Source organism: Paraburkholderia sp. GAS448, from assembly GCF_050435685.1.
GTDB lineage: Bacteria > Pseudomonadota > Gammaproteobacteria > Burkholderiales > Burkholderiaceae > Paraburkholderia.
This window is the reverse complement of record NZ_JBNDKT010000003.1, coordinates 27,276-39,646: the sequence shown is the minus strand read 5'-3', so window position 1 is coordinate 39,646 and position 12,371 is coordinate 27,276. Positions and strand designations below refer to the sequence as shown.

10 protein-coding genes and 1 tRNA gene are annotated in these 12,371 nt (G+C 62.3%); 6 read left to right on the top strand and 5 right to left on the bottom strand.

Features of this window, described 5'->3' with window-relative positions:
• Positions 1 to 3 precede the first annotated feature (3 nt).
• Positions 4 to 1,506: an efflux transporter outer membrane subunit gene (locus P3T23_RS06650; protein WP_429315396.1), complete on the bottom strand. Its 1,503-nt coding sequence runs from the start codon at positions 1,504 to 1,506 to the stop codon at positions 4 to 6.
• Positions 1,507 to 1,885: 379 nt separating this feature from the next.
• Between P3T23_RS06650 and P3T23_RS06645 the strand changes: the two genes are divergently transcribed.
• Together P3T23_RS06645 and P3T23_RS06640 are read left to right on the top strand one after the other, a co-directional pair.
• A complete protein-coding gene (locus P3T23_RS06645) occupies positions 1,886 to 2,611 on the top strand; it encodes an MlaA family lipoprotein (RefSeq protein WP_429315395.1) in 726 nt (241 codons plus the stop codon).
• Positions 2,612 to 3,107: 496 nt separating this feature from the next.
• Positions 3,108 to 3,407, top strand: a complete 300-nt coding sequence (locus tag P3T23_RS06640) for a type II toxin-antitoxin system HigB family toxin (RefSeq protein ID WP_429315394.1) — start codon at positions 3,108 to 3,110, stop codon at positions 3,405 to 3,407.
• On the opposite strand, the gene P3T23_RS06635 is transcribed toward P3T23_RS06640, so the two are convergent.
• The 4 genes from P3T23_RS06635 to acs all read right to left on the bottom strand — a co-directional run bounded on the left by P3T23_RS06635 (position 3,367) and on the right by acs (position 8,037).
• Positions 3,367 to 3,457, bottom strand: a tRNA-Ser gene (locus tag P3T23_RS06635). The genes P3T23_RS06640 and P3T23_RS06635 overlap by 41 nt on opposite strands.
• Before the next feature lie 93 nt (positions 3,458 to 3,550).
• Positions 3,551 to 5,569 carry a sodium:solute symporter family protein gene (locus P3T23_RS06630; protein WP_429315393.1) on the bottom strand — a complete coding sequence of 673 codons (2,019 nt, stop codon included), beginning with the start codon at positions 5,567 to 5,569 and terminating at the stop codon, positions 3,551 to 3,553.
• On the bottom strand, positions 5,566 to 5,922 hold the full coding sequence (locus P3T23_RS06625; RefSeq protein ID WP_429315392.1) for a DUF4212 domain-containing protein: 357 nt from the start codon (positions 5,920 to 5,922) through the stop codon (positions 5,566 to 5,568). The genes P3T23_RS06630 and P3T23_RS06625 overlap by 4 nt, the downstream gene beginning before the upstream one ends.
• Before the next feature lie 132 nt (positions 5,923 to 6,054).
• Positions 6,055 to 8,037 (bottom strand): acetate--CoA ligase, encoded by a 1,983-nt coding sequence (acs, locus tag P3T23_RS06620; RefSeq protein ID WP_429315391.1) that lies wholly within the window; start codon positions 8,035 to 8,037, stop codon positions 6,055 to 6,057.
• A gap of 352 nt (positions 8,038 to 8,389) precedes the next feature.
• On the opposite strand from acs, the gene P3T23_RS06615 reads away from it, so the two are divergent.
• The 4 genes from P3T23_RS06615 to bfr all read left to right on the top strand — a co-directional run bounded on the left by P3T23_RS06615 (position 8,390) and on the right by bfr (position 12,357).
• A complete protein-coding gene (locus P3T23_RS06615) occupies positions 8,390 to 9,289 on the top strand; it encodes a DMT family transporter (protein ID WP_429315390.1) in 900 nt (299 codons plus the stop codon).
• Positions 9,290 to 9,507: 218 nt separating this feature from the next.
• Positions 9,508 to 10,134 (top strand): TIGR00645 family protein, encoded by a 627-nt coding sequence (locus P3T23_RS06610; protein WP_429315389.1) that lies wholly within the window; start codon positions 9,508 to 9,510, stop codon positions 10,132 to 10,134.
• A gap of 28 nt (positions 10,135 to 10,162) precedes the next feature.
• The gene (locus P3T23_RS06605) at positions 10,163 to 11,698 is read left to right on the top strand and encodes a fumarate hydratase (protein ID WP_429315388.1); all 1,536 of its coding nucleotides are present in this window, start codon (positions 10,163 to 10,165) and stop codon (positions 11,696 to 11,698) included.
• A 179-nt stretch (positions 11,699 to 11,877) separates the two neighbouring features.
• Positions 11,878 to 12,357 carry a bacterioferritin gene (gene bfr, locus P3T23_RS06600; RefSeq protein ID WP_429315387.1) on the top strand — a complete coding sequence of 160 codons (480 nt, stop codon included), beginning with the start codon at positions 11,878 to 11,880 and terminating at the stop codon, positions 12,355 to 12,357.
• The last annotated feature ends 14 nt before the right edge of the window (positions 12,358 to 12,371 follow it).

Sequence of the window (12,371 nt, the reverse complement as noted above, 5' to 3'; positions counted from 1 at the left end):
GGATCAATCCGGTTGAGAGTGCGAGACGGCAAAAGCAGCGGCGTTGCCCGATGCGCGGATCACGTCGACCCATGCCTGCACGCTCGCACGTGCGGCATCGACTGCGGTTTCGTCGGCCGCTTCGCGCTTGCGGCGCGTGTCCTCGAGCACGAACAGGCTGACTGCGCCGGCGCGCCATTGCGATTCGGTCGCGTCGAGGGTCGCCTGAGCCGCATCGCGCGCATGCGCCGCCGCAGTGAGCCGCTGGCGCGCATGCGCCTGCGCCGACAGCGCGTTTTCGACGTCCTGCGCGGTGGTCCGCACGGTTTCGCGCAAGGTGGCGAGCGCGGCAAGGTAACGGGCGCCCGCGGCATCGACAGACGCCGCGCCCGCTCCGGCATCGAAGATCGGCCCGCTAACGGCGGGCAGCAGTGACCATGCGAGATAAGACAACGTCGACCCGGACGCACTGATCCAGTTGCCACTGAGCACCGCCGTCAGATTCAGAACGGGAAGCCGGTTGGCACGCGCCACGCCGATTTCCGCGTAAGTCGCCGCCACTTCGCGCTCGGCGGCAATGACGGCCGGATGGCTCGCGAGCACGGTAGCAGGCAGCGCAAGCGTGGCTTCGGGTATTTTCGAAAACGCGAACGAATCGTCGTTGCGCTGTGGATGCAGAAGACGGGTCGCGCCTGGACGCGCGTTCAAATCATCCGCTGACAGCCCGGTCAGCTGAACCAGCGCGTCCATGTCCTGCACACATAGTTCGTCCTGGGCAATCAGGCTTGTCTGCGCATCGGCAAGTGAACTCAGCGCGCGGCTTTCGTCGACCGGCGCGGCAAATCCCAATGTAACGCGTTGACGCGTCAGCACCAGGTCGCGTTGCTGCGATTCGATGTCGTGGCGTCTGACGTCCAGCACCACCCGGCACGCTCGCAGCGAAGTCACGGTACCGGCTACCTGGGCGGCCAGCAGGAGGCGCGCTGCGGCCGCGTCTGCCGTACGCGCGGCCAGCCGGCTGCTGGCAGCCGACTGTGCCAACCGAAGGCGTCCGAACAGATCGATTTCCCATGCGAATGTCGGGCCGCCCGTGACTGCCGAGCCCACCACTGTGCTGCCACCGCCTCCCGTAGTTCCGCCAATGCCGCCGCCTCCGCCCTGCACGCGGGCGCGCTCGACGCTCGCATTGAACGACACATGCGGGCGGCTTTGAGCGGTCTGGACGCCAAGCGTCGCGCGCGCTTCCGCGACATGCGCCGCGGCAAGCGCGAGCGACGGGCTGCTGTCGAACGCCGCTTCAATCAAACCATCCAGCACCGGATCACCGAGCGCGGTCCACCATTTATCTTCAGGCGGCAGCGAGGCCGACGCGTCATGCATCTGGTTCGCCCAGGCCGGATGAACCTGAAGCGCCGGCTGCACATAAGCGGGTTGCACCGAGCAGCCATCCAGCCCTGTGCAGATGACGAAAGCAAACCCTATCCATCCCGCTGCCGCATCGCGACGTGCCCCGCGTCTACCCGGCATGTGTGCTGCTCTGCCTGGCGGACGCGGGAAACAGGCCGACGGCACGAGGCAAAAAGAGAGCCGTCGCCACTTCGATATCAAGCGGGTCAGTCATTGAGAAATCCAGACGGGGTTCGGTAAATCGACCTGGGCTCAACCAGCTCAATCGTGCGACCGATGAGCTGGATGTCGCCGCACCAGCAGCAATGGTGTCGCAGCGTGACTTACCTGACACTTACCGCACAGGGCATCACACAGGGTCCGATGCTGTCTGCGCGCAACCGTTCGGTGGTAAGTGAGCAGTAAGTCCTCCGGCTTCATCATCCATTCGACTGGCTGTGGCGACGCGCACGCGTGCATCGCAGGCCCGATCGTCAAAACCCCCGCCGGGAGACTGCGCATGAACAAACGTGATCTGAGTGGCCTGGCGTCGGTCGCCACGGCACTGGTTTTATGCGGATGCGCGACGGGTTCCGGACGCACCGCCGGCGACCCGCTCGAGCCGATGAATCGCGCGGTTTATTCGTTCAACGACAAGCTCGACACCTACGTGGCCAGACCCGTGGCGACCGCGTATCAGAAGGTAACGCCGACGCCGGTGCAAACCGCCGTTCGCAACTTCTTCTCCAACCTTGGCGATATCGGCAACTTCGCCAACGATCTGCTGCAACTCAAGGCGACGGACGCGACAGAAGATGTGATGCGCTTTGCGTTCAACTCGACATTAGGCATTGGCGGCCTGATCGACTGGGCGACGCCCGCGGGGCTGCCGAAGCATCATCAGGATTTCGGTCTGACACTTGCCCACTATGGCGTGCCGGTTGGGCCTTATCTGGTGATGCCGCTATTCGGCCCGAGCAGTGTGCGGGACGTGAGCGACATCGCCGTCGGCGGTCTGCTCAACCCGTTCGGGGCCGCATCTTTTCCCGTCCAGGCGTCGGTGGACGGCACTCGCATTGTGAGCAAACGGGCCGATCTGCTGGGCGCTTCAGACCTGCTTTCGCATGCGGCCCTCGATCAGTATTCGTTCGTACGCGACGTGTATCTGCAAAGACGGCGCGAGCTGTCTTCGAAGCCCACGGATGCCGGCGTGCTGCCCGACTACTCCGGCACCGCATCTCAGTGAATTCATCGCCGACACGTGACGATTTGATAACGCTCCGGTAAGTGTCCTGTAAGTCACGCGCGTTCAACATGAGCTCAATGTCATCAGGCAGCGGAATCTTATTCCACGAAAGGCAACACCGCGACGACCCTGCGGACAAACGTTGTGCTGTTTTCTGTTTCGACCGCAATCGCCATGGTTCCCTGTTTCAGTGTCGGCCTGCTGTTCGGCCTGCCCGACGAAGGTACGTCCGGATTGCCCTGGCAGGGCGGCATCTTCGTGCTCGCATCGCTGGTCGTGTTGTTGCTGCGCTGGGAGGCGAGGCGAGCGTTCGACTCGCCTTGCAGGCAAAGAAGGCATCTGCTATCAGAGTGCTGCGAATGGACACGGATGTTTTGCGCCCAAGGCAGGCATTGGTGCGGCCTTGGTGGTTCCGCAGGCAGCGGCTGTGAGGCAACGCACGCAGAGGATCGACATTAGGCCTGCCTGACATCTCAAACTGAGATATTGCCGATTTATGCGAGTCATCTCCGACAAAACCTTAGTCGAGATTGCGACCAGGCACGTTGATGCGGGGACGCCGCTCCGGATTTGGCGAAAGACCGTTGAGGCGGGGACGTTCGCGAATTTTGCGGACTTAAAAAAGGCATTCAACGCGACGGACAACGTTGGCGATTATTACGTGTTTGATGTCGGTGGAAATAAGTACCGCATGGCGGGTTCTTTGGCGGGTAGAAACGAAAACAGGCCCCTAAGGGCCTGTCTGCTTGATGTTCTGGCGGAGAGACGGGGATTCGAACCCCGGATAGGTTATTAACCTATACACGCTTTCCAGGCGTGCGACTTAAACCGCTCATCCATCTCTCCGGCGGGAGGCGAATTATAGCAAATTCTGCGCGGACCGCCACCTCCTGCCAGGGGACGCCCCGAAAAGACCAAAAAGACGCTCAAAAAAGCCCATCAAGGATGCCGGATATAGTCCACGAGCGCCCTCGCATAAGCATCCGGTTTCCGGTCGACGAGGCTCACGGCGATCGCCACCAGAAACCCCGCCGGCACACCGAACACACCCGAACTGATCGGCTCGATGCCAAACCAGCGCGCGCCCGAAAACCCGGTGAGCTGCGTAAAGAACGGATAGGTCGAAACAATGTAGTAAATGCACACGACGAGCCCCGCCACCATCCCCGCCACGGCACCGAGCCGTGTCGTGCGCTTCCAGAACACCCCCAGCACGAGCACCGGGAACAGACTCGACGCCGCCAGCGAGAACGCCGCCCCCACCAGAAACAGGATATTCCCCGTATTGAGGGACGCCACATACGACGCAAACAACGCCACCCCAAGCAGCAGGATCTTCGAAATGGTCACGCGCCGCTGGCTCGATGCCGATGGATCGACCATGTGATAGTAGACGTCGTGCGACAGCGCATTGGCGATCGTAAGCAGCAAGCCGTCGGCCGTGGAGAGCGCCGCGGCCAGCGCCCCCGCCGCGATCAGCCCCGACATCACATACGGCAACCCCGCGATCTCGGGCGCAGCCAGCACCACCATGTCAGGCTGCATCTGGATCTCGCTCCAGCGCACGACCCCGTTACCATTCACGTCCGAAATGCTGATCAGATACGGCTCGATCCTGCGCCACTGCATCACCCACTGCGGCAGTTCGTCGAACCGGTGTCCAACCAGGTTCGTCAGAATGTCGTACTTGATCAGCACCGCAAGCACGGGCACGGTCAGATAGAACAGCGCGACGAAGAACAGCGTCCAGCCCACCGACCTTCGCGCTGACGCCACCGAAGTCGTCGTGTTATAGCGCGTCAGAATGTGCGGCAGGCTCGCCGTGCCAAGCGAAAGACACAGCAGCAGCGAGAGGAAATTCCGCCGGTGTATCCGCCTGTCCTCTTCGCTCGTGGCGGGAAACGGCTCATACATCGGAACCGGCGCCGACGCGCGCGTCAGCATCTCGTCGCGCCGCTGGGTCCAGACGATCTGCGCTGCCGCGGCATCGCGTGGAAAAGCCGCAAGGGCCCGTTCGCGCTCGTTGATGTCGCGCAAAGGACCGTTATGTCGTCGCAGATCGGCAAGCTCCTGCGTCAGCCGGGCTTTTTCAGCGACGAACGACTGCGGCAACGCGTCGAGCCGTGTCTGCATTTCGGTGGCGCGCCGCCGGTAGTCGTCGCGTACGGTTTGCTCCTCTGGCGCATCGCGCACCTGCCGCTCGAGCGCTTCGACCCGCTCCATCAGGCGGCCGTAGTTGAACTGCGGCACCCAGCCGAGGCCGTCCTTATGCGCGATCATCGACACCGGGATCAGGATCGCCGCGATCAGGATGATGTACTGCGCGACCTGGGTCCACGTGACCGCGCGCATGCCGCCGAGAAACGAACACACGAGAATCCCGGCCAGCCCGCAGAAGATCCCGATCGCGAAGTCGACGCCGATAAAGCGCGTCGCGATCAATCCGACACCCTGGATCTGCGCGACCAGATACACGAACGAACACAGGATCGCAGACAACGCTGCAAGCCCCCGCACGGCATTGCTCGAAAAACGCGTGCCGAGAAAATCGGGAATCGTATAGCGCGCGAGTTTTCGCACATACGGCGCGAGCAGGAACGCGACGAGACAGTAGCCGCCCGTCCAGCCCATCATGTACGCGAGACCATCGTAGCCGGTCGCGTACAGCGAGCCGGCCAGGCCGATGAACGACGCCGCGGAAAGCCAGTCGGCGGCCGTCGCCATACCGTTGAATGCGGACGGCACGCGCCGTCCCGCCACATAGTATTCGACGAGATCGGACGTGCGCGACAGCAGGCCGATCACGGCATAGACCGCGATCGGCACGAACAGGAACACATAGCCGATCCATGTGCCCGGCCCGGTCGAGCGCTCGACGCGCCACAGCACATAGATGAAAATGAGAAATCCCAGCGTATAGAGCGCGTACGAACGAATGAGCCGATGCGTGAGATTCATCGGCTCAGTTTCCCCCTCTCGGCGGCATCTGCTTCGAACGCGTCCTGCAACACACGGTCGGCGCGCTGCATCAGCGCGATGTACACGACGATCAGCGCCAGATAGATGAGGATTGCGCCCTGCGCGCCCATATAAAACGGCAACCTGAACCCGGCGAAGCGAACGACAGACAGATTGCGTGACGCGAGCGGCACGACGAACGACACGACGAAGCCAATCGCCATCAGCACCGCGATCAAGACGAGGTTGAAGCGCCAGTAGCGACGATGCGCGCGCGCCATCGCGTCCGAGACCGGAGGCGGTTCGGGCGGCGGATTGATCGTTCGTTGGGAAGGGTGGTGCGGCGCGGCCATGCGCCTATGTATCAAAAAGCCACCGCGCAGGCAATCGGGATTGTCATCGCGGCGCTTCGTCAAACGTTTGCGACCTCTGCAAAATAAAAGGCGCGTCCTGTGACGCGCCTTCCATCTGCAACAACGCTACGCTTAGAGCGATTCGCCGAGCTGGTCGAGGATGGCCGGATTCTCGAGCGTCGACACGTCCTGCGTGATCTCTTCGCCCTTTGCGAGCGAGCGCAGCAGGCGGCGCATGATCTTGCCGGAACGTGTCTTCGGCAGGTTGTCGCCGAAGCGGATGTCCTTCGGCTTTGCGATCGGACCGATCTCCTTGCCGACCCACGCACGCAGTTCGTTGGCGATCTTCGCGGCCTCGTCGCCTTCCGGACGCGTGCGCTTCAACACCACGAACGCGCAGACGGCTTCGCCGGTCGTGTCGTCAGGGCGGCCCACAACAGCCGCTTCCGCAACGATCGGATTCGCCACCAGCGCCGACTCGATTTCCATCGTGCCAAGCCGGTGGCCGGACACGTTGAGCACGTCGTCGATGCGACCCATGATCGTGAAGTAGCCGGTGTCCTTGTCGCGCACCGCGCCATCGCCTGCGAGGTAGAGCTTGCCGCCCAGTTCCTCGGGGAAGTAGCTCTTCTGATAGCGGTCCGGATCGCCCCACACATTGCGCAACATCGCCGGCCACGGACGCTTCATCACCAGTATTCCGCCCTGCCCGTTCGGCACATCCTGACCGGTTTCATCGACGACCGCCGCCATGATGCCTGGCAGCGGCAGCGTGCACGAACCCGGCACGAGCGGCGTGGCGCCCGGCAGCGGCGTGATCATGTGGCCGCCGGTCTCGGTCTGCCACCACGTATCGACGATCGGGCAACGCTTGCCGCCGACATGCTCGTAGTACCACATCCACGCTTCCGGATTGATCGGCTCGCCGACCGTGCCGATCACGCGCAACGACGACAGGTCGTAGCTCTTCGGATGCACTTTCACATCGGCTTCGGCGGCCTTGATCAGCGAGCGGATCGCAGTCGGCGCCGTATAGAACACGCTGACCTTGTGCTTCGCGATCATGTCCCAGAAGCGGCCGGCGTTCGGATACGTCGGCACGCCTTCGAACACGACCTGCGTGCCGCCGAGCGCGAGCGGTCCGTAAGCGATATAGCTGTGACCGGTGATCCAGCCGATGTCGGCGGTACACCAGAAGACGTCAGTGGGCTTCCAGTCGAAGGTCCACTTCATCGTCTGCGCGGCCCACAGCAGGTAGCCGCCGGTGCTGTGCTGCACGCCCTTCGGTTTGCCGGTCGAGCCCGACGTGTAGAGGATGAAGAGCGGATGTTCGGCGCCGACCCATTCGGGCGCGCATTGATCCGATTCGGCCTGGGTGATTTCATGCATCCACAGGTCGCGCCCTTCGTTCCATGCGATCTTGCCGCCGGTGCGCCTGTACACGATCACGCTCTTGACGGCTTCGCAACCGCCCATCGCGAGGGCTTCGTCGGCGATGTTCTTGAGGGGCAAGGCCTTGCCGCCGCGCATCTGCTCATCGGACGTGACGAGCGCCACGGCGCCGACGTCGACGAGCCGCTCGTTCAGCGACTTCGACGAGAAGCCGCCGAACACGACCGAATGCGTCGCGCCGATCCGCGCGCAGGCCTGCATCGCGACAACGCCTTCAACCGACATCGGCATGTAGATCACGACGCGATCGCCCTTCTTCACGCCGCGCTTTTTCAGCGCATTGGCGAAGCGCGACACGCGCTGCAGCAGATCCTGATAGGTGACGTTGGTGACGGTGCCGTCGTCGGCTTCGAAGATCACCGCGATGCGCTGGCCGTGGCCCGCTTCGACGTGCCGGTCGAGACAGTTGTACGAGGCGTTCAGCTCGCCGTCCTCGAACCACGTGTAGAACGGCGCTTTGGACTCATCGAGCACCTTGGTGAAAGGCTTGTTCCAGCTGAGCGTTTCGCGTGCGAGACGCGCCCAGAAGCCGTCGAAATCGCGTTCCGCTTCGGCGGCGAGCGCCCGGTACGCGTCCATGCCGGACACCGACGCCTGCGCCGAAATTTCAGCGGATGGCGGGAAAACGCGGCGTTCCTGAAGAACCGATTCAATCGCAGACATCGACTACCCCTTGGTGAAGATGAAACCCGAAACCTGTGCCGGCACAGTGACGCGCCGTGTCGTCGTGGCGCCGCGCGATGCGACGCATTGTCTCCAGACCCTCGCGCCGGGCCTCCATGACCCTGCGCCACGAACCAGCCGGATGCACACGCCGCATCGGACCATGGGCACCGCGATTACCTGCGACCGGTTCGTCCATCACTTCATCGGCAAAGATTAAGCGCTTGAACTTACCGTGCACTTACGCGAGACCGCGAATACGCCACGCCATTCATGGATGCAGCTGGTCGCCTTTACGCTATTAAGCAGGCGCTTTTACAATGCTAACTGAACTAGCCGCCCGGATTCCAGCTTGAATCGCTATTCACTGTTCCTCATCGCCGCGATGCTACTCGTCGGCAGCAATGTCGGTATCGGTAAATCGATCGTCGCGTTTGTTCCCGTTCCGCTCTTTGCCCTGCTCCGCTTCGTGATCGCAATGGCGGTCCTGTGGCCGCTGCTGCGCGTCTCGAAACTGCGTCGCGTGAAATCGGGCGAATGGCTCAATCTTTTTCTACAGGCGCTCTTCGGCACATTCGGGTTTACGCTGCTCATGCTCAACGGCGTGCATCGCACGAGCGCCGTCGCCGCGGGCGTGATTACCAGCACGATTCCCGCGGTCGTCGCACTGTTCTCATGGCTGTTCCTTAAAGAACGACCGGACGGTCGGGCACTTGCGTCGATCGCGCTCGCGATCGTCGGCGTCGTCGTCATCAATCTGGCGCACGCGGATCAGGCCGCGGGCGCCGCCATCGAAGGCTCGCTCCCCGGCAACCTGATGGTGCTTGGCGCCGTCTGCTGCGAATCGCTGTATGTGATCCTGTCGCGCCGTCTCACGCAGACCCTCGCCCCCATCGACATCTGCGCATACACGCACCTGTTCGGCCTCTTGCTGATGCTGCCGCTCGGCGCAGTGGCGCTGCTGCATTTCGATTACACGAGCGTGCCGCCCAGCGTCTGGTCTCTGGTGCTCTGGTATGGGCTGTCCGCGAGCATCTTCTCGTTCTGGCTGTGGATGAAGGGCATCCGGCACGTGCCGGGCAGTCTCGCCGGCGTATTCAGCGCGGTGCTTCCGCTGGCCGCAGCTGCCTACGGCATCGTCTTTCTCGGCGAACGGCCGACGCTCGCGCACGGCGTCGCGCTGGCGTGCGTCGTCGTGGGAATCGGCCTGGCGAGTCTCAAGGTAAGGCGCGTTCCGCCGGTCGCTTCCTGACGCGGCGAATCTCCACAAGGGAACATCGCCCTCCGCGCGCCGTCGGCTCGCGGAAATGCTCGTCAACAGTGTGTGAGCCCGGCGCGACAACGCCCGCCGTCCGGTTCGGCACGGCGATCCGGGGCGACGCTGTACAATAGCGCGCCTGACGCGAGCTTTCTTCAGCCGATTCGCGTCCCCGCTTTTTGCGCCGTCTGCCTACGCCACCGTTATCGCCTATGTCCGCTCCGCGCCACGATTCCGCCCGCACGCCACGTCGCCGCATGCAGCCGCTGCCGGCTGTCATCTTCATGAGCCGCTGGCTGCAGGTGCCGCTCTATCTCGGTCTTATCGTCGCCCAGGGCGTCTATGTCGTCCTGTTTCTGAAGGAAGTCTGGCATCTCGTCACGGCGGCGACGACACTCGACGAGACCAACACCATGCTCGTCGTGCTCGGCCTCATCGACGTGGTGATGATCTCGAACCTGCTGATCATGGTGATCGTCGGCGGGTATGAAACGTTTGTATCGCGGCTCGGTGTCGAGGGCCATCCGGACGAACCAGAATGGCTCGACCACGTGAATGCGGGCGTGCTGAAGGTCAAGCTGTCGATGGCGCTCATCAGCATTTCGTCGATCCATCTGCTGAAAACCTTCATCAACCCCAACCAGCACACGATGCACGCTGTGATGTGGCAGGTGATCATTCACCTCGCGTTCCTGGTATCGGCGCTCGTGATGGCGTGGGTCGACCGTCTGACGACGCATACCCATCCGCGGGACTTTCACGAGCCAGACACATTGCAACCGCTTTCCCCCTTGAAGGCGCAAGACTGGTCGCGCCAGAACGCGCGATCAGTCCAATAAAGCGCCACTTGTCCCCACTGAGCTAGCCATGACCGTCATCAAACAGGAAGACCTGATTCAGAGCATTGCTGATTCGCTTCAGTACATCAGCTACTACCACCCGCTCGACTACATCCAGGCCCTCGGCCGCGCCTACGAGCTGGAACAGAGCCCGGCCGCGAAGGATGCCATCGCGCAGATCCTGACGAACAGCCGGATGTGTGCGGAAGGCCATCGGCCGATCTGCCAGGACACCGGCATCGTCACCGTGTTCGTGAAGGTGGGCATGGACGTGCGTTGGGCCAGTGAAAACGGCAGCGCGACGATGGGCGTCACCGACATGATCAACGAAGGCGTCCGTCGCGGGTACCTGAACCCGGACAACGTGCTGCGCGCATCGATCGTGAGCCCGCCGGAAGGCGCGCGCAAGAACACGAAGGACAACACGCCGGCCGTGATCCACTACGAGATCGTGCCGGGCGACAAGGTCGACGTGCAGGTCGCGGCCAAGGGCGGCGGCTCGGAAAACAAGTCGAAATTCGCGATGCTGAATCCGTCGGATTCGATCGTCGACTGGATCCTGAAGACCGTGCCGACGATGGGCGCCGGCTGGTGCCCGCCGGGCATGCTCGGCATCGGCATCGGCGGCACCGCGGAAAAGGCGATGGTCATGGCGAAGGAATCCCTGATGGATCCGATCGACATTCAGGACGTCATCGCGCGCGGCCCGCAGGACTGGATCGAAGAACTGCGCGTCGAACTGCATGAGAAGGTGAACGCGCTCGGCATCGGCGCACAGGGCCTGGGCGGTCTTGCGACCGTGCTCGACGTGAAGATCATGGCCGCCCCGACGCACGCCGCGTCCAAGCCGATCGCGATCATTCCGAACTGCGCGGCAACGCGTCACGCACACTTCACGCTCGACGGCTCGGGCGTGGCGAAACTGGAGGCGCCGTCGCTCGACGCATGGCCGAAGGTGCAATGGGTTGCCAACACGGAAACCAGCAAGCGCGTCGACCTGAACACGCTGACGCCGGAAGAAGTCGCATCGTGGACGCCGGGCCAGACGCTGCTGCTGTCGGGCAAGATGCTGACGGGCCGTGACGCCGCGCACAAGCGCATCGCCGACATGCTCGCGAAGGGCGAAAAGCTGCCGGTCGATTTCACGAACCGCGTGATCTACTACGTCGGCCCGGTCGATCCGGTGCGCGACGAGGCTGTCGGTCCGGCAGGCCCGACTACCGCGACCCGCATGGACAAGTTCACCGAGACGATGCTGGCGCAAACCGGCCTGATTTCGATGATCGGCAAGGCCGAGCGCGGCCCGGTCGCGATCGAGGCGATCAAGAAGCACAAGGCGGCTTATCTGATGGCGGTCGGCGGGGCGGCGTATCTCGTGTCGAAGGCGATCCGCAGCGCGAAGGTGCTGGCGTTCGAAGACCTCGGCATGGAAGCCATCTATGAATTCGACGTGCAGGACATGCCGGTGACGGTGGCGGTCGATTCGAGCGGCACGTCGGTCCACCAGACCGGCCCGAAGGAATGGCAGGCGAAGATCGGCAAGATTCCGGTCGCGACGGCCTGAGCTTCATGATGAGTTGAGTGAAAGCCGGGGCCCGCAGTCCCGGCTTTTTTCATTATTCGACGAAGCGCTGAACCAAATGCAGAATGGATGCCGCAAAACGCGTGCGTTCTTGGCTTTTTCGGTTCAGGCGTTTATTGTTGATGAAATTAGAAATCCCGAGCCCTACAAGGAAAAAGATCATGCAAGGCGACAAGAAGGTCATCGAATATCTGAATGCACAATTGAAGAATGAGTTGACCGCGATCAACCAGTACTTTCTGCACGCGCGGATGTACAAGCACTGGGGCCTCGAGAAGCTCGGCAAGCATGAATACGACGAATCGATCGGCGAGATGAAGCACGCCGACTGGCTGATCGAGCGGATTTTCATGCTCGACGGCCTGCCGAACCTGCAGGATCTGCACAAGCTGCTGATTGGCGAAGAAACGAAAGAGATTCTTGAATGCGATCTGAAGCTTGAACAGATTTCGCAGGGCACCTGCAAGGAAGCCATTGTGTATTGCGAATCGGTTCGCGATTTCATCTCGCGTGAAATCTTCACGAAGATTCTCGACGACACAGAAGAACACATCGACTGGCTGGAAACACAATTGGATCTGATCGACAAGGTCGGTATTCAGAATTACCAGCAGTCCGCCATGGGCTCGGTTGAGTCCTGATCCACGGAATCCGT